The 22202-nt window shown below is 37.6% G+C and carries 11 protein-coding genes; 2 read left to right on the top strand and 9 right to left on the bottom strand.

Going from position 1 to position 22202, the window contains the following annotated elements; genetic code table 11:
* Positions 1-250 precede the first annotated feature (250 nt).
* On the bottom strand, positions 251-1231 hold the full coding sequence (locus FTRAC_RS04455) for a pyruvate dehydrogenase complex E1 component subunit beta (RefSeq protein WP_013453037.1): 981 nt from the start codon (positions 1229-1231) through the stop codon (positions 251-253).
* Between the two features lie 178 nt (positions 1232-1409).
* Positions 1410-3206: an OmpA family protein gene (locus tag FTRAC_RS04450; RefSeq protein WP_013453036.1), complete on the bottom strand. Its 1797-nt coding sequence runs from the start codon at positions 3204-3206 to the stop codon at positions 1410-1412.
* Between the two features lie 154 nt (positions 3207-3360).
* Between FTRAC_RS04450 and FTRAC_RS20185 the strand changes: the two genes are divergently transcribed.
* Together FTRAC_RS20185 and FTRAC_RS04440 are read left to right on the top strand one after the other, a co-directional pair.
* Positions 3361-3576 carry a PspC domain-containing protein gene (locus FTRAC_RS20185; protein WP_013453035.1) on the top strand — a complete coding sequence of 72 codons (216 nt, stop codon included), beginning with the start codon at positions 3361-3363 and terminating at the stop codon, positions 3574-3576.
* Positions 3577-3620: 44 nt separating this feature from the next.
* Positions 3621-4778, top strand: coding sequence for an MFS transporter (locus tag FTRAC_RS04440; protein ID WP_013453034.1), 1158 nt, complete (start codon positions 3621-3623; stop codon positions 4776-4778).
* Here the strand turns inward: FTRAC_RS04440 and FTRAC_RS04435 are convergent.
* From FTRAC_RS04435 to FTRAC_RS04405, 7 genes are all read right to left on the bottom strand, one after another.
* Positions 4775-5860, bottom strand: a complete 1086-nt coding sequence (locus FTRAC_RS04435) for an alkane 1-monooxygenase (RefSeq protein ID WP_013453033.1) — start codon at positions 5858-5860, stop codon at positions 4775-4777. The genes FTRAC_RS04440 and FTRAC_RS04435 overlap by 4 nt on opposite strands.
* A 340-nt stretch (positions 5861-6200) precedes the next feature.
* Entirely contained in the window at positions 6201-6773 is a 573-nt protein-coding gene (locus FTRAC_RS04430; protein WP_013453032.1) for a TlpA family protein disulfide reductase, read from the bottom strand.
* Entirely contained in the window at positions 6766-7440 is a 675-nt protein-coding gene (locus FTRAC_RS04425) for a hypothetical protein (RefSeq protein ID WP_013453031.1), read from the bottom strand. The genes FTRAC_RS04430 and FTRAC_RS04425 overlap by 8 nt, the downstream gene beginning before the upstream one ends.
* A 33-nt stretch (positions 7441-7473) precedes the next feature.
* Positions 7474-8667, bottom strand: a complete 1194-nt coding sequence (locus FTRAC_RS04420) for an aspartate aminotransferase family protein (protein WP_013453030.1) — start codon at positions 8665-8667, stop codon at positions 7474-7476.
* A 6-nt stretch (positions 8668-8673) separates the two neighbouring features.
* Positions 8674-8934: an acyl-CoA-binding protein gene (locus FTRAC_RS04415; RefSeq protein ID WP_013453029.1), complete on the bottom strand. Its 261-nt coding sequence runs from the start codon at positions 8932-8934 to the stop codon at positions 8674-8676.
* A gap of 86 nt (positions 8935-9020) precedes the next feature.
* Positions 9021-10307 (bottom strand): citrate synthase, encoded by a 1287-nt coding sequence (locus FTRAC_RS04410; RefSeq protein ID WP_013453028.1) that lies wholly within the window; start codon positions 10305-10307, stop codon positions 9021-9023.
* 193 nt (positions 10308-10500) lie between these two features.
* Positions 10501-22167: a PKD-like domain-containing protein gene (locus FTRAC_RS04405; RefSeq protein ID WP_013453027.1), complete on the bottom strand. Its 11667-nt coding sequence runs from the start codon at positions 22165-22167 to the stop codon at positions 10501-10503.
* Positions 22168-22202: the final 35 nt, after the last annotated feature.

The following is a 22202-nucleotide window of genomic DNA, read 5'->3' as shown; positions in this document are numbered from 1 at the left end:
TGCATGATGAATTAAAATAAGTTAGTTATTTATTCTAATATTTATTGAAAATATAATAACATCCTGTATCCCCAGTCAGTGGAACAACGACCGAAAGCGGAAAAGATAGCTGTTTCAGGAGTGATGGTCGGTGTGCCGCGGACCATGGTGTCAACATCAAAGATGTGGTAAGAAAATTGGGTTTGCTGGAAACAAAAAAGGCTAATCCTGATTAAAAATTAGCCTTTTTTGTTATTGCTGAGATTGTTTCTTAATCTAAATACATTACTTTTCTTAATGCTTTAACTGTTCTTTCCTTATTGGGTAGAACAGCTTCCAACAGGGTAGGAGCATAAGAAACGGGAACATCTAAACTATTAACTCTTAAAATTGGAGCATCTAAAAAGTCGAAAACTGTTTTCTGAATATTAAATGCTAAATCACCAGAAATGGAAGCTAGTGGCCAGGCTTCTTCTACTAGGACGCATCTATTTGTTTTCTTTACTGATTCAAAAATAGTAGCATAATCTATTGGTCTAACTGTTCTCAAATCAATTACTTCTATTGAATACCCTTCCTTTTCCATTTCTTCGGCTGCTGCATGTGCAACTTTCATCATTTTACCAAATGAAACCAAGGTTGCATCACTTCCTTCTTTTGTGATTTTAGCTTTGCCTATTGGCTCAAGATATTCTGATTCTGGAACTTCTCCTTTATCTCCATACATTAATTCCGACTCCATGAAAATTACAGGATCATTATCCCTTATGGCTGATTTCAATAATCCTTTTGCATCATAAGGGTTAGAAGGAACTACAACTTTTAGTCCTGGAGTATTTGCATACCAGTTTTCAAAGTTTTGAGAATGTTGTGAAGCCAGTTGACCAGCATTACCTGTAGCACCTCTAAACACGATAGGAACGTTAAATTGTCCACCGGACATGTTCATCATTTTAGCAGCTGAATTAATTACTTGATCAATAGCCACCAATGAAAAATTGAAGGTCATGAATTCTATTATTGGTCGGGTTCCATTCATTGCAGCACCCACACCAATTCCAGAGAATCCTAATTCGGTAATAGGAGTATCAATTACTCTCTTAGGACCGAATTCATCTAACATTCCTTGGGTTACTTTATATGCACCATTATATTCTGCAACTTCCTCACCCATGATGAAAACGTTTTCATCACGTCTCATCTCTTCGGACATTGCTTCATTTAGTGCTTCTCTAAACTGAATTTCTCTCATCTATCTTGAAAATTTTACAGGGTAAAAATAGTTATTCAACATTCAATTACCAACTCAAACTTAATAGTTCCTTAACTTTTATTAAGATCAGAAGGTTTAAAAAGAAATAAATCAAAATTGAGCAAAAAAAAAGCATCCGCCAATAGGCAGATGCTTTTCAATAGTATTGCTTTAAATCTTACTTCAATGCGTTTCTAAAATTTTCGTTTGCTGAATAGTTAGAAAATTCAAGATCAGATAATGCTTTAGATTTTAAATCCGCATCAGCTGCAACAGCATCTTTTAGGTGGCTGATTACATCACCTTCTTTTCCTAATCTTGCGCTTGCAACAGCTGCTAAGTAATGAGCTTTTGCATGAACACCTTTACCTGAAGTTTTACCAGCAACTTCTTCGAACGTGCTTACTGCGTTTTCATAACTTCCTTGAAGCAACAATCCTAAGCCTTTGTTGAACATGTTTACTTCAGAATCAGAAGTGTTTTTCAGTGAAGTTGAAGCTTCGCTGTAATCACCCATCATGATTTCTAAAGCACCTTTAACGCCCATTAAACCTCTTTCATTTTCACTACTCAAAGTCATTTCATTTGCTTTTGTTGCAGCATCATAAGCTTTCTCGTAGTTGCCTTGCATAGTATAAGCAGTTGCTAGGTTTGCATAAGCTTCAGCATTTTCAGATTTCTTATTAGAAATTTCAAACTGAGTGATAGCTTGTTCAACTAATGTAGTCATTTCGTTACCTTCAGCGTCCATTGCTAGTTCTAAATGAACAGCTCCATAGTTATTATGAGCGACTGGGCTATCATCATTTTTCTTCGTAGCAGCTTTCAGAAGATTTGCTTTTTCTTCCAAAGAAGGTGTCATGCTTGCAGCATACATCAATTCTTCTAATGATAAAGTATCAGCAGAAACTTCTTCAGCAGCAACTTGCTTCGCTAAAACAGAGATTTCAGCATCTGATTTCTTTTCTTTTACTGTTAAAACTTCTGTTTTAGCAGCTCTCAAGTCAGGATAGATATCTTTGAATACTTTTTTGTAAGTAGATAATTTTTGTAATCTATCTTCTTTTTCTTCGAAGCTTCCAGACCCGTTAACTATACTAGTGTATTCGCTTTTCTGAGCATCAGTAATACCGTCATATTCAGCTAAAGCTTTTTTGAAATCAGTCCAATCTTCAACTACTGGCTTCAAGATAAATTTAATTGAATCCGCCATTCCTTTGTAGTCATAACGTCTCATTTGTCTTTTGTAGTAGTTTTCAATAGCTTTTGCTCTATCCTCAGATAAATTGCTGTTAATTCTTTCTGGACCTTCTGGTGAGTGAGTACCAGTAATCGTAACAGTTCTAGTTACGTTTTTGTCAGCAATAAATGCATTGAATTTCTGACCTCTGTCACTTCTAAGTTCAGAAGACTTCAGTACTGATCTACCTTGGTCAAAATAGAAGTTTACATTAGTTGGAATTAACTCCTCTTTGTTGTTATAGCCATGATCAGCATATGCAGCGTGATAAGAAGGCATAACCATCTGAGAAGTACTTATGATACCTGTTGCATAAGTTTTTCTATCAGTTGATGCAGATTTACCGTTTTTTTCAATAGTTGCAGTTCCTTGCATAACTAACTCGCCATTCACATTCATATCATCTTCATAATTAAATGAAAATTCTTGGCTAGTTCTTACAGGCTCAGTATCACTATTAGGATAATCGGCTTTCTTAAAGTCGACTGCATCTAGAGCAATTTCTTTATCGCCATAGACATAATAAGGATTTACTGTATAAGTGATTCCATCTTTAAGCATTTTTGAAGGTAATTGAAAATCTACCGTAAATGCTACCTCTTCGCCATGAAGCTCAAGAGGATTTGGAGTTACATCGATAGCTTGCTCTTCTGCGGCTTGCATCATCTTGTTTAATGCACAACCTGAAAAAGTCATTGTTCCTAAAAGAACAGCTGCGTAAAATAATTGTCTCATTTGATTCATTATTTGATTATGTTTGGAAGTTAATGCGAAATTATATTTATATTGGAACTATTCCAATGTATTTAGTAAATTTAAGAAAAGAATTCTAAATTTATCGAATTATCAACGAGGCTTTTGCCTTATTTGTTTAAATTTAAGGGATATTATGAAAAAAGTTCAACAATTCATCGAAAATCAAGCTTTTGGCGTCTGTACTCGACTGGGTGAAATGATGGATATACCTACTTCTCATATTCGTATATTTTTTATTTATTCTTCGTTTTTAACTTTTGGGTCTCCAATTTTACTGTACTTGGCCTTAGCATTTATACGTGATGTACGAAAAATGTTAAGAAGAGGTCGTTCAAAATGGTATTATTAGTCGCTATCTACCTTAATATATGCGATTTTTATTAATTTTTTCGAATGACTCAACCTTTTAAAAGCCCCCTCATTAAAGCTAGATGGGCAATTAGTACAATTTTTTTCTGTTATGGTCTAACTTTCGCTAGTTGGGCATCAAGAATTCCAAGCATTCAAGAAAAATTTTCACTATCAGAAGCTGAACTGGGAACTTTACTTTTAATGCTGCCAATTGGTTCTTTTATCTCCTTACCTATTGCAGGAGTTTTAGTAGCTAAATGGAATAGCTTTTCAGTTACCAGACTATCTATTGTTCTTTATTTAATCTCTTTAGTTGCCATTTCTATTTCTGAAAGTATTTACCTACTAGGTTTAGTGCTATTTCTTTTTGGACTAATGGGCAATATGGTAAATATTGCGATCAATACACAAGCCGTGAGTCTGGAGAAAGAATATAAAAAGAATATAATGGCTAGTTTTCACGGAATGTGGAGTTTAGCCGGATTTTTCGGTGCCATAATAGGTGCTTTTATGATTGGAAATGAGATAGTATTGCAATATCATTATACGATCATATTTGCTACTAGCATTCTAGCCTCAATTATTAGCTTTAAATTCCTGATCAAGTCAGATATTGATGAAGAAGATGACAAACCAATATTTGTTATACCAGATAAATCGTTACTCTTGCTCGGTGTAATAGCATTTTGCTCTATGATGTGTGAAGGCACTATGTTTGATTGGAGTGGTGTTTATTATAAAAAGATTGTAAATGCTCCGAAGGACATACTAGGCTTAGCATATACTTTTTTTATGGTCAGTATGGCGGGAACAAGGTTTGTAGCAGATTATTTTACTACAAAGTTTGGTGTTAAGAAAGTAGTCTTCTTTAGTGGTTTATTAAATTTTTCTGGATTATTGATTCTAATTCTTTTCCCAGGCAGAATCATTTCGTTAATAGCATTTTTTATTATAGGGGCTGGGGTTTCTTCCGTAATCCCTTTAGTTTTTAGTTTGGCAGGGAAATCTAAAACCATGAGTTCAAGTGTAGCACTAGCTTCCGTTTCAACTATGGGTTTTTTTGGTTTTCTTTTAGGCCCGCCTTTAATTGGCTATTTGGCAGCATGGTTAAATCTACAAGCGTCATTTAGTTTTATAGCTCTGATGGCATTGTGTGTTACTATTTTGGCTACTCGAATCAAAAGTAATTCAAATTCTTAAACATGAGTTGATTTAAGATTATTCCATTGCTGAAGCTTCGGATTCATTACCTTAAACCACAGAGGTGGAATATGAGCTAACAAAATCATAGTTGGGTATCCCGCTGGAAGTTGGGGAGCATTTTCGTAGTCATCTAATACTTGATATCGTTTTATGGCATTATAATGATGGTCTGAGTGTCTCTGTAATTGGAATAGGAAAAAGTTGCTGATCATGTGGTTTGCATTCCAAGAATGATGCGGTGCTACTAGTGCATACCTGTTTTCATCTATCTTCTTTCTTCTTAAGCCATAATGTTCAACATAGTTAACCGCTTCTAAGAGAGAGAAAGCAAGGATACTTTGAGCAAAGAAAAAGGCCAAAGGAATCCATGTGATTTGACCAATTAGTAGGCTGACCCCTAATGCTAATCCACTTGCAAAAATAAAGGGGAGCAGACTAAACCAGATCATGTTATTATGAATCGAGAACTTTGATTTGCCTTTTCTTTCTAGCCTCTTATTTTCTATTTCCCAGGCACTTAAATATCCTTTAGTTACCGATCTCCACCAAAAAGCATAGAAGCTTTCATTTTCTCTACTTGTTGCAGGATCCTCTGGAGTGGATACTCGAACATGATGTCCTTTATTATGCTCTATATAGAAATGCATATAGCTCACGGTCATGAGTAGCGCTTTACTGTAAAAACGCTCTAGTTTGGATTTCTTATGACCTAGTTCATGCGCAACAGTAATACCAATACCGCCTGTAGAAAGCGAAACAGCAATGGTAAATGTAATCCATTCAAAGATTGTCAAGGTAGTGGTAGATGCTACCCAAACAGCCCAAATTAAGAAAGCCAATTGAAAGTAGGTCCAGCAATAGGTGATAAATCTATAATAGAAATCATTTGCAACAGATTTTACAGCTTCTTTCGGGACATTACTATGATCTCTGCCAACTGCAGCATCTATTGCTGGAATAAGGGCGTACACAAATATCAAAGTGGCTAAATTGGCTATTCCGCCCAAGTAAAACCCTAGAATTGTTAAACCTGGAATTATAAAAGCACTAAAATAACCGATTTTCTTTAGCCAATTCATTTCAAATATATTTATAGAATGATAAAATAATCTTCCTAAAATAAGGTGTTTAGCCCTATAAACCAATTTGGAGTTGAAATAATTCTTAACTTTTGAAGTAACTATTCAGCTACATATATAATTTAATCCTCATCATTTCTTGTACCCCCACATTGAAGGTGTTTTCACCTTCAAGATTCTGTGAGATTTCATGGGAGGTTCAATGCTTAAGTTTGGGTGAAAACATCCAAACGGGGGAGTAAGTGCTAAATATGTTTAAGTTTAAACTATTTTATGAGCACGAATTGTATTAGGCTTTTTCTTGATTTTCTTTCTAAAAACAAGAAATAATCCTTGCAATCTAATTCCTTATCAAGAAGTTCTTAAAATCCTCGGTATTAAAGTTACTCATTCCTTCTTTACGAAAGGCGATTTCACCATTTTTAATCACAAAAGTTGTCGGTAATATTTGTGATTGTAACTGAGCTGGGCTTTTCAATTCTTGAAAAATGGGCAGTTCATACTCCTTTTTTGCTTTGAATTGGATGGCTTTATTAAATTCATTGTCTTTTGAGACCATTAAAAAGACCACTTCAGGATTGTCTTTTAGTTGTAGATAAAGCTTTTCAATATGTGGCATTTCACCTAAACAAGGGGGGCACCATGTTGCCCAATAATTGATGAAAATTGTCTTGTCCTTGAGCTCACTATAAGCAATTCTTTTTCCTGCAGGAGTGATTAACTCACCATCAAAATTAAAGGGTGTTCTATTTTTTTCTTCAATAGAAGGAGTGAAAATGTGTGTAGCCAAAAACCATGATTGAATTTTGCCAATTACCGGTGTGTGCCATCCTGTGAGGTATAATGTACCGAAGATTGCAAACATCACTCCCCAGCTAATTGCTTCCTTTTTCCAGTTTATTTTTTTAGTCATTATCTATTTCAGAAATTATATCATTGATAAATTCTTTATCGGAATTATCAAATTTTAACTCCGTTGAAATAAGATAGTTGTGTATGTGGGTTAAATTATCAAAGTTCGCTTCCTGTATATGTTTTGGGATTTTAAGTAGTCTCTGATCATCCTTTTGGAGGGCAGCGTCCGGACGGTTGTATAAGTAGGGTTGCAATGTCTTATTACAACTAATCGCAATTCTTTCAATGTTAAAATACTCGTCCCATTCAGCTATTTTTTCATTAATTTCTTCAAAGAAGTGGTCTGTTCCAGCAAGTCTCACTCTTGAACCAGCTTTAGATTTTCCTTTGGTTTTAAGGTGTTTGATTTGGCTTTTACCTTGCTTTTGGCGTACCATATATGCTTTCACCATTTTATGCTCAACAATTTGATTTTCTTCTGAATAAGCCAAGGCAGCTTCCCCCGAATGAATAATGATAATAAGGAAGTTTGCAGCGATAACTCGGTCTTTTTTGTACTCGATACAATATGGAAGTCGTATTGAAAGCCTCGATTGCGCACTGCTGAAGTCTAATTGGTGTTTTGAACTTATATAGTCAACATCTGGACATTTTAACTGAAAGTCTTTAATAAGTTGCTCCAATTCTTTCTCATCAAATATTTTAATAATACTTTGGTCTTCCATGGAGCTGATAATTGAAATTGCAAAAGGGCTTTTTTACTTGACGACTTTTTTTATAGCAGTATTGATAATTTTACATGCTTTTTCAATTTCTTCATCAGTAATGGTTAGGGGAGGTGCAATTCTGAAACTGTTGGGACAAGAAAGGAACCAAAAGCAAATGACACCATTGGCTAAGCACTCTTGCACTATTTTATTGACTATTTCATCCGTTTCAAACTCAAAGGCGAACATCAGTCCTTTTCTTCTTACATCCACAATTGCAGCATGCGAGATTAGCTCTTCAATCTTAGCGCCTTTACGCTCAACTTCTTCAAGAAAATCGCCTTCCAAAATTACTTCAAGAGTTGCTACAGCAGCAGCACAACTCATAGGGTTTCCTCCAAAAGTATTGATATGTCCTAACATTGGATTTTTTGTAAATAAATCCATTTGGTATTTATCAGCTATAAAAGCTCCTAATGGAAGTCCACCGCCCAAAGCCTTTGCAGTACATAAAATATCAGGTTCAACTCCAAAATGTTCAAATGCGAAGAGTTTAGCAGTTCTTCCAATTCCTGATTGTATTTCATCCATAATCAGTAATGCTCCAGTTTCAGTACATTTTTTTCGTAATGCTTCTAGGAAATTCTGTTCAGGGATTCTGACTCCTGCATCTCCTTGAATACTTTCAATTACAACGCAGGCTGTTCTTTTGGTAATTAGGCTTAAATCTTCAAAATTATTTAATCTTAAAAATCCAACATCAGGTAGGAGAGGTCTAAATCTATACTTCTTATTTTCGTTGGAAGAGATACTTAATGCACCATGTGTGCTTCCGTGGTAGGCTCCTCGGAAGGCTAGCATTTCTGTTCTTCCTGTTACTCTTTTAGCTAATTTTAAGGCACCTTCGATAGATTCAGCCCCACTGTTGCAGAAATAAATGCTATTGAGATGTTGGGGTAAATTATCCGTCAGGATTTTTGCCAATTTATTAACAGAAGATTGCACATACTCACCATAAACCATGATGTGCATGTGTTTCTCTAGCTGTTTTTTTACTGCATCAACTATTTTAGGATGTTGATGACCTAAATTGCTAACTGCCACACCTGAGATAAGATCCATATAGGATTTTCCATCTTTAGTATTTAAATAAATACCATTAGCGCTTTCCACTTCCAATAAAAAAGGGAAAGGAGAGGTTTGAGCAATGTTATTTAGAAATATGTCTTTATCAGATTGATACAAAGTTTATTATGCGTTAGCTAGTTTGTTTACTAATTCAATATACTCTTTCATAGCCTCTTCTGATGGTTTTCCTTTCAATTCTTCCCAAGCATTGTATTTCGCAATTGCTTTAAAGTCAAAACCGCCAGGTTTTTCACCAGAAACATCTCCTTCTTCTCCTTGCTTAAACAAAGCATATAACTTTAATAAATCTTCATTAGAGGGTCTGTCTTTGATATCTGTTTTAGACCTTTCTGCGGCAATTTTAAAATCTTCTTGTAAACTCATATTTTTATTTTTAAAGTTTCTGTAAAATTAAAAAAGTCAACCTATAAATATAGATTGACTTTAAAATTATTGTATATGATATATAATTATCTTTTGTTCAAGTCAACATAAGACCTCAAGTTTTCACCAGTGTAAACCTGTCTTGGTCTTCCGATTGGTTCATTGTTTTCTCTCATTTCTTTCCACTGAGCAATCCAACCTGGTAAACGACCTAATGCAAACATCACAGTGAACATTTCAGTAGGAATCCCCATTGCGCGATAAATAATGCCAGAATAGAAATCAACATTTGGATAAAGTTTTTTCTCTACGAAATACTCATCTTTTAAGGCAATTTGTTCTAATTCTTTTGCAATAGTTAATAATGGATCATCAACCCCCAATTGCCCTAAAACATCATCAGCTGCTTTTTTGATGATTTTAGCTCTTGGGTCAAAGTTTTTGTAAACCCTATGGCCAAATCCCATTAAACGGAAAGGATCATTTTTATCTTTTGCTTTCGCAATAAATTTAGCAGTATCTCCACCTGCTTTTTCAATTTGTTCTAGCATTTCTAAAACTGCTTGATTAGCACCACCATGCAATGGTCCCCAAAGCGCATTGATACCAGCTGATATTGATGCGTACAAACTCGCTTGCGAACTACCAACAACTCTAACAGTGGAAGTAGAACAGTTTTGCTCGTGATCAGCGTGAAGAATTAATAAAGTGTTTAGTGCCTTAGCTACTACTGGATTCACTTTATACTTTTCTGCTGGTAGGGCAAACATCATTTTAAGGAAATTTGACTGATAGTCTAACTCATTATCTGGGTAATTTACCGGATGCCCAATTTGATTTTTAAATGCCCAAGCTGCAAATGTTGGCATTTTTGATAATATTCTAATAATACTTAAGTCAACCTCTTTAGAAGATCTATTTGGATCTAAAGATTCAGGGTAAAAAGCAGTTAATGAACACACTAATGAAGACAAGACTCCCATTGGGTGGGCATTTGACGGGAATCCATCTAATATTTTTTTGATATCCTCATGTACTAAAGTATGAGTTGTAATTTCGTTTTGGAAATGTTCCAATTGAGCTTTCGTAGGTAACTCACCATAAATCAACAAATAAGAAACTTCGAGAAATGATGATTTTTCCGCAAGCTCTTCAATGGAATATCCTCTGTATCTTAATATTCCTTCCTCACCATTTAGGAATGTTATCGCACTTTTGGTAGAACCAGTGTTTTTGAAGCCTGGATCAATAGTGATGAGTCCGCTATTTGCTCTAAGTTTGCTTATATCAACAGCTACTTCCTTTTCACTACCTTCAATAACTGGTAAGTCGTAATCTTTTCCTGCGTATGATAATTTTGCGTGATCTGACATGTATAATCTAATTATATTAAATGTTGAAACAATGGTTTAATAATTCACGAAATTAAGTAAAAAAATACTTTAATAAAACTGAGCTTCTATAATCGCCAATTATTACTTCTCTTATAAGAATTATTATTCACTTAAAATAACGCTAGTGTGATCATATGGTTTAAAAAAATATTACCTTTTTTATGCAATAGTCTTAATCAATAATCACAACTTTTTGCCTGTTTAATTTACCCTCAGGATTCTTAGTAATAATGTGATATACACCAGAAGCAAAACCAGTTAAATCTAATTCTCTTTGTAAAGAACCCTTACTAACTATGGTGTTTTTGAGTATTTTACCACTATTATCTAGAATAAATACTTTCAAGTCAGAACTAAGGGCTTTACTAAATGCCATATTGATTTTCCCTCTACTTGGATTCGGATAAACGCTTATACCCAGCGATTCAAATCCATTATCAACGCTCAAGACCTGGCCTGGCGATTTTGGTTGGTTAATGTTTTCTACATGGATTTCAAGAATACTATTAGTATTTCTATCTTGTAGTACTGAGACAACTGCTAAATCCTCATAATAAATTGATGATACTTCCCATTCGAAGGTAGTTACCGTTCTTTCGGTGAGCTCGTCCATATTGACCCCGTTTATATTAGGTATAATCTTTCTGACGATATTATTTAGACCATCAGATTGGTTAACATTTTTTTCAATGACAAAGAAGTAAGTTGTAAGATTTGCTGACGAATCGTTGCTTGGTATTAATGTAGCATCAAACCGTACTGTATGCTCATCTGCATTTTCATCTATGTCAATGTTGATCAAGTTGCTTGGTTCAAGTAATGATCTTCTTGTAATTCTTTTGTGTAATGCTTCTGAGACGTCATTATTTGAATCAAATATATTTTCTTTGAACAATTCACCATCCACAACAAGTTTAGGACTTTCTTCAATACTGTAGACACTTGCTCGTGAATCTAGTTCAATTGAATTTCTCAAATTTATTGAATCTGGTTTTGGAATCGAAATATGGAAATTCAATGGTAAAAGGTCATTACCTAATTCAGAAGTTAGAAGATTTTCTACATTAGTTCTATTGGTAATATAATCTTCTCTTAAATTAGTGTTAGTAAAGTTTTCAAGTAATACCTTTTTCTGTCTTTCACCAACATAGAAATTATCTATTGCCATACCCAAAGATTCTTCATCGTAATCGTTGCTAGCAAAGGTGATTCTAAAGGTTATGTTGCCTTCATTTTTCAGATGATCAAGTGTATGAGCAACTCTGCTCCATACATATGGTACTTGATTTCTTTCATCGTTTGCATTTGAATTATCTGCCCAAGCTTGACCAGCATCCTCTGTATCATTGTCAAATAGTTCAGTGTTTTCGGCATTATACCAATTTAGCTCGTCATTTAAAACACCAAGCTGTTGCCATTCCCCATCGCCCAAATTATATTCTACTCTTGCACCCGAATTGTCACCATCCTGAAAATCAAGGAACATATCAAATGATAAGGTAGGACGTTCTAGGCTGGTTAAATCGAATGTTGGACCAACTAGATAGGAACGTTCATCTTCTCTAAATCCTGCCTTGCCATTGAGTGTAGTCATCCAATAGTCAGAGCTATTTATTTCATTATCAAAGCTTGATACACCGTTGTTGTAAATCCAAGAGGTCGAAGTACTTGTACTGTCTTTTATTGTAAACCATCCAGCCCCATTATTATTCTCAAAAGTTTCGAAATAAGGGAGATCAGCTGCCGTAATAGCTGGGACTATGTTTATTGTTTTTTGTACTACTGTAGGACATCCATACTCATCTATGGCTGTTAAGATGATATCATATGTTCCTGCTTCAGTGAAATTATGTTCTATTCCTTGGTTTGTAGTCGTATCCAAAGGAGAACCATCGCCAAAGAACCAAATATATTCCTGAATAGTGATAGATGCTAAATCTTCTTCCACAGTAAATGATGTGCCGGATTGACCAATATTGGTAACTTTAATGTTGTCTATATTGAAGTCCATTGATTCAATATTACCCACATTAACCTGCAAAGTTTTAGTTTGTGTACATCCTAAGTCGAAATTCCAAGTTACATTGATTTCTTTTGAACCAGGAGTAGCAAACGTAATTGTATCTCCATCAATGCTTGCGATCTTGTTTAAATTATTGTCTACTTGAGAATATGATAATTGACCTACAATCTGGTCGTAATCGTTATCATATACAGTCAGGTCTTGAATTACAATTGAATAATCTCTATCGCAAACTTTAGATTCCTCGATTTCAAAAACGGGTTCAGGTAATCTAATAATATTAACGCTTGATTGTGACAGACAGCCAGTGGCAGGATCTAAAATTTCAAAAGAAACTTCCGTAGTATCAGTTACATCTGGGCTCGTAGGATTGAAAATTGGAACACCCTTGGCATTGAATTCAACCCCATTGCCATCGAATTCACCTATAACATTTCTTTCATCTTGTATTAATTCAATTTCAGACTGATTAAAACAAACGACATAGTCACTACCAACACTTAAAGCATTATTAACTCTAAAACCTGCGCTTAATCCGTTTGTTACACTGACAGCAACTTCATCAGTATTAACACAGCCATTTGCATTTGTTACAGAATAGGTAATGTTATAAGGACCACCCACTGTGGCACTATCAGGATAGAAATAGTACCTCTGTTCCGCACTAATGTATTCTACTCCAGGACCATCAAAAACGACATCTGGACTGCTATAATTCGTGTTATTACCGGATAAGGCTAGCCTTCCATTTCTAACACAGTATTCGCCAGTAGGGAATGGATTCTCAGTAATCAGAGCTGTTGGTAATTCGTCTATAGTCACATCCACTTGATCCGATACTGCAGTACAAGGGCCTACAGAGCCGTCAGGATCATTGGATGTAAAGGTAAATGTAATGGTTCTTCCTACCTCTGAAGCAGATGGTGTATAGAATGTACTAAGAGAGTTTCTATTGTTAAAGTTTTCTGGAATACCCCCCGACCATGAGCCACTACTAGCACCTTTATCAATAGTTGCTTCAAGCAGGACTGGTTGACCTTGACAAACGGTGGTGTCAACTCCCGCATAAACTATGGCGTCTGGGTTTACAATGACAGGTAGTGTATCTCTTAGTCCAACACACAGACCGTTGTTTAGTGTTGGCCTGATATAATAAAACACTGTGTCTCTCTCGCCAGTTGTCTTATTGTTCGTAAGGGTTTCAATTAATTGGGTACCTACACCAGCTGTTGCTCCAACATTGTTTGGCGAAACTTCCCATTCATAAATTACATTTTCGCCTCCAACATTAACATTGTTTGTCGTTCCTAGGGCTATTTCAAAGCTACCTCCGCTACAAACAACTCTTTCTGCTGGCAGCGGTTGCAAATTTAGTTCTGGATAAACAGTAATGTTTAAAACTGAAGTCTCGCCTGGGCAATTACCATTTAATGTACTAATACTGTATTGTATAGTCTGAATTGTATTGGTGTTATTAATTAAGTCAAGGCTTATGTTACCAGTTCCAGATGATGCCACTCCAGTTACTGCCCCAGGATTTGATACTAGGTTCCAGCTAAACTGTGTTGCAGAAATATTGGCAGTCGGGTTGAAGTTAAATGTATCTCCAGAACAAGTAGTTTGAGAAAACTCTACATCAGGAGTGGTAATCACAGGAAGAGGTTTTACTCTTACTTCAAATGTTTTTGATGGCCCGGTACAGCCATCTATTACAGCATAAACTTCAATAGTTGCCACGTTGTCATTGGTAGCACTAACCGTATTTGTAAAGAAATTACTTGCAGTAATTTTATCATTTGTTGTTCCAGATGGATTGTTAACCCCAATTGATGTATTAGAGTTTGTCCAGTAGTAAGTAACATCACCACTTGCATTTGTAGTGGAAGTATTGGTACTGAATGAAATATTAGCCTCTTCATCGTCACAAAAAATTATATCCGTATTAGTGATAACTGGAGCCGGTTTTATACTGATTTTGAAAGAATCCGCATCACTTAAACAAGCATTTCTTGTGCTGAAATACTTAACATATCCTACGATTTCCTCACCAGTTATATTATTAGCAGCTTGGAAACTTGGTAAATTTCCAGTTCCTGAACTAGCTGTTGCATCTCCAATTAATAAGGGATTGGTAATTTCCCAACCAAAGGAGCCAGTCCCGACATCATGGCCAAAGCTTTGACCAGTTATAATTTCACCTGGACAAACAGCAGCTCGATCTGGAACTGAACTGACCACTGGCTTGTATTTTAAGGTCAGAATGAAGGTTTCAACACTAGTACAGGTGTTTTTCTCTGCATTCAACGAAACAGTGGCAGTTTGATCTACACCAGAGGTATTTACTGATGTAGTGAATTCAATTTTGTTATCAACAATCGAGATACCACCATCTATTAAACTGTTATCTGAAATTGATACATTTAAATTTGGATTAGGTAAATCCACCGTAAATGGAATAGATACAAAATCATCTGAACATAATTCTACATCAGAGATGTTTGAAATTACAGGAGTTGGTTTTAATGTGATGGTAAAAACCTCATCAGGACCTACGCATCCATTATTGCTAGGAGTTACCTGTATATTTGCTACAATGTCAGATCCAGTTGTATTTGATGCTGCAGTAAAATTTATATTATCTCCTGATCCTGAAGCTGGTAGACCTATGGCGGGGTTATCATTAACCCAAGTATAAGAAGTTGTAGCACCTAAACTGTTACCAAAAGTCACGATGTAATTTTCACCAGCACAAAGCTCTTCATCCGAAACGGCATTCATAATAGGAGTAGGTTTTAACCTAATTTGGAAATTCATTTGATCACTAACACAGCCGTTCCATGTGCTAGTTACAGTGATATTAGAAGTTATGGTGGATGTAGAATTATTACTTTTTGCTGTAAAAGAAGGAATGTTACCTGTTCCTGAACTAGCGGGTAGTCCAATAGCAGAAGCATTAGTAGCTGTCCATGAAATGGTGCTGTTTCCACCAGAATCATCTGTTAATATAATTGTAGAGATCGCATCACCTGGGCATATTTCTAAAGTGCTTTCAGCTTGTATTACCGGTTTTGGCTTTACGGTGACAGCAAAGGTTTGCACGTCACTAACACAGCCATCTTTAGTTGCAGTTACTGTTATATTACTAACTATTGTAGAGCTGGTAGTATTTTCTGATGCGGTGACATTTATATTACCGTTACCAGCTGCAGCTATTCCTGATGCAGTATTATCGTTGGTCCAACTGTATGTAGCACCTGGGACATCGGAAGTGAAGTTAGTACTGATATTATCGAATGAGCAAACTACTATTGGTGAAATTGGATCTATTTCTGGTTGAGGTAATAAGTTAACTCTAAAAGTTTTTGTAATACTGCTGCAGCTGTTCAATGTTGCACTGTAAGTAAACTGAGAAGTGATTGCACTGCCTGTGAAATTTTCAGCGGAAACAAAGCTAATATCTCCTGACCCAGATGTTGATAATGGTGAAGCAGCTACAGTATTTCCATCTTTGTTCCAATTAAATGTCTCACCAATTGTGTTGGCGTTAAAATTAATATTAACAGGTTCACCAGGGCACACATTTATATCCTGAATATCATCTGTTACTGGTGTTGGATTTACATTAATATTAAAAGTTTTTGAGCCTGCAGGACAACCATTTAACATATAGTTAACTGTAACTACAGATGTTATTGTACTTCCTGTGGTATTTGGTTGAGCTGTAGTGGCAGGGAAATTGCCGGATCCAGAAGAGGTTCCTAATCCTAATTGTGTGAAATTAGTTGCAGACCATGTAAAAGTCCCACCACTAATATCTGCATTGAACGATATAGGTGCTAAAGATTCTCCTGCACATAAGTTTTCATCTGGCACATCTACTATCACAGGTATTGGTTTGATAGTTAATTGCATTTCATCAAAAACGTCTGTACATGAAGTACTATTGCTACCCGTTAATCTTAATGTAATAGGACTATTACTTAAATCACTTGATCCAGGAGTGTATATTGGCCTCAAATTAGAATCAAAATCGAAAGTACCATCGCCACTTGAGGTCCAAAGCAAATTGGAGGCATTAGATTGATTTGGTAATACTGTGGATTCCGTTAAATCTAGGATTTCACCATCACATATTTCCTGATTGGAACCTGCCTCAATTACAATTTGCGGATTAACTGTAAAATCCACCTCCGCTACATCAAAGCAATTGGTGGAATTAAATTGAACTTTAGCGTAATAAGTTTCACCGTTGCTTACATCAACATCAGTATCATCAGTTACTTCTGTAGCTAGTGTATTGTTAGTATACCATGTAATTGTTACATCACCTAAATTTTCATCTGTAATTGGATCATTATATGCTGTCAAATTTTGATTTGATGTTCCATTTCCAGCAATATCTTCGCAATAAGAGTAAGATTGATTTATTACAACAGGTATGTTCCTTATGTTAAGTGTGTAAGTTTCTACGTCATCAGAACATGTATTAGCAGAAAAAGCAACAAATTCAAAGTCAACAAAGCCTTGATAAGTTCCATCAGGTGTAAATGTAGCACTCCAGATTCCAGAAGATTCTGTCGTAGAAGACAATGTTCCTGAATTTTCTGCAGCACTAGTTTGTCCTGTTTTAATTCGCCATTCACCAGCATTTGCACCTCCTGAGATGGTTCCAGATAAAGTAAAAGGATCTGCTTCGCAAACCTCAGTAGCGGTTGAAGTAACAGTTGCACCAGCCGGTTCATCGATGGTTACATCGACCGTATAGGTATTATCGCCACAAGGCCCAGCAGCAGGATCTTCAGCAGTAAACTGGAAGGTGATCAGTGAGTTATAATCAGCGGCATCAGGTGTATAGGTAGCCGAAGTGATGCCTGCTGAAGTAGCAGAGGCAGAAAGATTGGCTGGAGTGCCATTGGTGATCACAGCCCAATTACCGTTGAGGGCCGAGCCCCCTAAAGTAGCGTTAAGATCAAAGCTTGCATCGCCACAAGTGCTAAAGTTAGCAGGAATGGTAGCGGTAGGGTTTTCAAAGACATCGAAAGTATAAGTTTCCACTTCAGGAGCACAAGTGTTGGAGGTGGTTGCTTCAAATTGAGCGGTAACCGTACCGAAGGCGGTGCCAGAAGGAGAGAAAGTAGCCGTCCAGTTTCCGCTATTGTCGGTGGTAGCCCCAATAGCACCAATGGTATTTCCACCCGTGATAGACCAGTTTCCGCTGGTAGCACCACCAGCAATGGTGGCGATAAGGTCAAGGGTTTGGGTTTCGCAAATTTGGGCAGTAGTGGTGGTTACGGTAGCCTGAGCCGGAGCATCGATGATAAAGTCTACGGTTTGGCTCACTGCATTACAGGTATTTGCCGGATTGTTAGTGGTAAGGGTAAAGGTCACGGTATTGCCAATATCAGCTGCAGTAGGGGTGTAATCAGCGGTTACTGTATTGCCAGAAGTCGAGATGTTGGTCAAGGAACCATTTCCGTTTTCTGACCATGAAGCACTGCTAGCAGATCCAGAGAAATCACCGGACAGGGCTATAGTTTGCGTCTGGCACACGTTGGCAGGTGCGGTAGAGATGCTAACACCAGCCGGTTCATCGATGGTTACATCGACCGTATAGGTATTATCGCCACAAGGCCCAGCAGCAGGATCTTCAGCAGTAAACTGGAAGGTGATCAGTGAGTTATAATCAGCGGCATCAGGTGTGTAGGTAGCCGAAGTGATGCCTGCTGAAGTAGCAGAGGCAGAAAGATTGGCTGGAGTGCCATTGGTGATCACAGCCCAATTACCGTTGAGGGCCGAGCCCCCTAAAGTAGCGTTAAGATCAAAGCTTGCATCGCCACAAGTGCTAAAGTTAGCAGGAATGGTAGCGGTAGGGTTTTCAAAGACATCGAAAGTATAAGTTTCCACTTCAGGAGCACAAGTGTTGGAGGTGGTTGCTTCAAATTGAGCGGTAACCGTACCGAAGGCGGTGCCAGAAGGAGAGAAAGTAGCCGTCCAGTTTCCGCTATTGTCGGTGGTAGCCCCAATAGCACCAATGGTATTTCCACCCGTGATAGACCAGTTTCCGCTGGTAGCACCACCAGCAATGGTGGCGATAAGGTCAAGGGTTTGGGTTTCGCAAATTTGGGCAGTAGTGGTGGTTATGGTAGATTCTGGTCTTTCATCGATTGTTAAAGTTTTAGTATCTGTGGCATCTCCACAGGCACTTACTCCACTAACTGTTAATGTTAGTGTGACAATGTTACCAGCATCATCAGGATGTGGATTATAGGTTGGGTTGATTGTTGTGGCATTTGTTAGTGTTCCAAAGCCATCTTCAGACCACATTAGTCCAGCGCTGTTAGTTGCTACTGCGTCATTGACAGTATAGGTAGTATTAACGCACACCTGATCAGATCCACCTGCATTTGCAGTAGGTTCGGCAATTACATCCAATAAAGTGATTTCTTCAGTTTTAGAACATCCGTCCAGTGTGGTATAAGTTACTTGTATTTCTTGAGTTCCTAATCCAGCAGCAGTTGCATCAAAAGTTTTCATAACTGAATTAACTCCTGGTCCTGTAAATGTAAATTCACCGCCCCCAATATTAGCCGTTAGTCCTAAAGTTGTTAGATCAACAGCATTTTCATTACTACAGACTGGTTCTGGTGGAAAGAAGTTAAGTATATCTGGAGTAGGCTTAATTGTGATTGTAAAGGTAGTGGTTACTGGTGTGGTACAGACAGAATTGGAAGCTGAAACCGTGAATGTAGTTACTTTGTCACTGGTTGTATTATTGGAGGCTGTAACGAAAGTTAAACTACTGGAACCAGTGGTTGGAGCAGTCGGAGAGATAAAAACATTCCTGTTATCAGCGCTCCATGTTATAATATCACTTGCTGATAAAGTTGAAAAATCTATATCTATAAGCTCTCCAGCGCAAGCTGTAATATTTGTTGGTACTGGTGAGAATACTGGTTGTGGCTGCACAGTCACGACTATATCGAAATCATTTCCAGGGCAGCTTCCTATGTAAGGAGTGATGGTATAGGTAATGGTGGCATTAGCACCTGAAGTATTGGTAAAAGTATCCCCACTGATGGCATTGATACTAGTTGTTCCTGTAGGTTCAGACGGAGTGCCGGTTAGGGTTCCACTCACGGTGGCGGTGATATCATAAGAATCGATGGTATTGGTATTATCATCACTAGCTGGCAGGTTGACGCCAACAGCATCTCCAGAACATACTGAGGCAGTAATGTCAGCGGCTACAATAGGAGCAGGGGAGACGGTTACGACCAGATCAAAGGTGTTATCTGCACAACCAGCAGAGGTATAAGGGGTGATGGTATAAGTGATGGTGGCATCTGCTGCTGAGTTGTTGACAAAAGTATCGCCTGCCAAAATGGTTTCATCGTTGGTGCCGATAGCCGTAGTAGGCGTGCCAGAGAAAGTACCGGTAGAGGCTACTGTAATATCATAAGTGTCGATGGCATTGCCATTATCATCAGTGGTCGGTAGATTGGTAGCCACGGCATCTCCAGAACAAATAGCGACCGGAATGTTGGCAGCCACCACTGGTTCAGGCTGCACGGTCACAACCACATCGAAGGTATTGCCCGGACATCCATTTGCATAAGGCGTGATGGTATAGGTTACCGTACCATTGCTATTGGAAGTATTGGTAAAGTTATCGTTGAGGATGGCATTTTGGCTGGTAGTGCCATTAGGGGTAGAAGCAGATCCTGATACCCCGCTTAAAGCAGCGGCAATGTCGTAAGTGGTGATGGCATCGCCATTATCGTCTGTATCGGGCAGTACAACGCCCACATTATCACCCGAGCATATGGTGGTGGAGATGTTAGCCGCTACTACCGGCTCAGGCTGCACAGTCACGACTATATCGAAATCATTTCCAGGGCAGCTTCCTATGTAAGGAGTGATGGTATAGGTAATGGTGGCATTAGCGCCTGAAGTATTGGTAAAAGCATCCCCACTGATGGCATTGATACTAGTTGTTCCTGTAGGTTCAGACGGAGTGCCGGTTAGGGTTCCACTCACGGTGGCGGTGATATCATAAGAATCGATGGTATTGGTATTATCATCACTAGCTGGCAGGTTGACGCCAACAGCATCTCCAGAACATACTGAGGCAGTAATGTCAGCGGCTACAATAGGAGCAGGATCAATTGGAAAAGTAATTGTATATGTATTACCAATACAATTATTGGCACTAACAGGAGTGATATTATAAATCACATCTACAGTTGATCCAGAATTATTAATCCATGCATCATCGGCAATTTCATTAGCAGGAAAACCAGTTCCATTCACAGGATTACCAGCAGAGGCAGTCAATCCATTGGTATTGATGGTAATGTTATAGGTAGCGGTATTTGCATCAGCTGAAGTAGAAAGATCAAATGCTAGGGGAACATCAGAACAAATAGCTGTTTCAGTAGAAGTGGTTCCCACCGGTTCAGGGGTGATAGAAATGGTATTTCGGTTTTGAAGATTAGTAAGTATTTCAGAACAGCCAGTATCATTTCGTGTGACTTTTACTCTCACTAACTCACTAGCTCCATACGTAGCGCGGTCAAGAGAAATGGTTTGAATATCTATGCTACCACCATTACCTAATACATTTGAACTTAATGGATCTCCTGCCTGGTCTATTAATTGATAAGAATTAAATGCAAAAGCAGTATCAATGGTAAAAGTTAAATTACTACCATCACACACGGAGCTGGAAGAGGGCGTAGTGGTAGTAGAAGTTGGAAAAGGGTTCGGGGTAAGTTTTACCCATAAATCTACTTTAGTGGCTTCACCTTCACAACCCTGTGCTGAGGTTTCTGCTACATATGCTGTATAGGTTCCAGTTACATTCTCATCGAAACCGATATCAGAATCTTGAGTAGGTACTGCTCCTGTATATAGAAAAGAGGTGAGTTCCTCATCTGAATACCAATTAAAAGTACCCCCACCACCACTTGCTTCTGGTAAAGTGAAAGTAATATTGTTTACACAGTATTCCTGAGATTGATTTGTTACTACAGGTGCAGCAGGGAGCGGGTTCACGGTTAAAGTTGCAGCACTTGAAGTGGCTGTTGGCAAACAAACTCCAGTGATTTCAACTTGATAGAGATGCCCATTAATGGAACTTGGTGCATTTGAAATATTAAGTGTAGGTGAGTTAAAGTTGCTGTAAATACCACCATCTAAAGAAATATCGATATCTTGAAAACCACTACCAGCATTTCGCTGCCATTGGTAGCTTATCCCGCTTCCAGACGCTGAGACTGAAAAAGATGCTGTTCCATTTTCACAAATGGCTTCGTCTAAAGGATCACTACTAATAGTTGGAGGAGCTAAGCTTGAGATAGTTCCATGAATACTTCCTAAAGGGGCTCCACTTACAGTAGCATTAGTTCCTGATGGAGAATTTACACGGGTTATATTGCCACTACTGCTTGAATTGATGGCTCTAACTTCGAAATTTTCGAAAAATATACTATTGATTTCATTCTCACTATTAATTACAAGGCCAATTTGTACATATGTAGTTCCCCGAGAAGTTGTAAATGATGGATCAATGTCACTCCCAACACCACTGGTAGAAATAGTTCCAGCTGCTGGATTGAATTCAAAATTAGGCGGTAACTCAATCCTATAATAGTGCGTTGCCCCACTAGTATTCGCAAAGTCTCCATTGAGGTTCTCCGTGATTACAATATCAGTAAGAGAATAATAACCCCCATCAACGCAGATATTACTTAAATCTGCAGTAGTGATGGTTACATCTGCATAGGATTTCATCCCCATCACTAACAATGAGCTCAAAATAAAAGCAAACTTAATATTTCGGTAGATGTGTT

The organism is Marivirga tractuosa DSM 4126 (genome assembly GCF_000183425.1).
Classification (GTDB): domain Bacteria; phylum Bacteroidota; class Bacteroidia; order Cytophagales; family Cyclobacteriaceae; genus Marivirga; species Marivirga tractuosa.
The sequence above is the reverse complement of the archived record's forward strand: the minus strand, read 5'-3'. Positions and strand labels throughout refer to the sequence as shown.

Excerpts from the sequence above, each read along its gene's own strand:
- FTRAC_RS04455 (WP_013453037.1), bottom strand. The coding sequence starts at position 1,231 with ATGAGAGAAATTCAGTTTAGAGAAGCACTAAATGAAGCAATGTCCGAA.
- FTRAC_RS04450 (WP_013453036.1), bottom strand. The coding sequence starts at position 3,206 with ATGAGACAATTATTTTACGCAGCTGTTCTTTTAGGAACAATGACTTTT.
- FTRAC_RS20185 (WP_013453035.1), top strand. The coding sequence starts at position 3,361 with ATGAAAAAAGTTCAACAATTCATCGAAAATCAAGCTTTTGGCGTCTGT.
- FTRAC_RS04440 (WP_013453034.1), top strand. The coding sequence starts at position 3,621 with ATGACTCAACCTTTTAAAAGCCCCCTCATTAAAGCTAGATGGGCAATT.
- FTRAC_RS04435 (WP_013453033.1), bottom strand. The coding sequence starts at position 5,860 with ATGAATTGGCTAAAGAAAATCGGTTATTTTAGTGCTTTTATAATTCCA.
- FTRAC_RS04430 (WP_013453032.1), bottom strand. The coding sequence starts at position 6,773 with ATGACTAAAAAAATAAACTGGAAAAAGGAAGCAATTAGCTGGGGAGTG.
- FTRAC_RS04425 (WP_013453031.1), bottom strand. The coding sequence starts at position 7,440 with ATGGAAGACCAAAGTATTATTAAAATATTTGATGAGAAAGAATTGGAG.
- FTRAC_RS04415 (WP_013453029.1), bottom strand. The coding sequence starts at position 8,934 with ATGAGTTTACAAGAAGATTTTAAAATTGCCGCAGAAAGGTCTAAAACA.
- FTRAC_RS04410 (WP_013453028.1), bottom strand. The coding sequence starts at position 10,307 with ATGTCAGATCACGCAAAATTATCATACGCAGGAAAAGATTACGACTTA.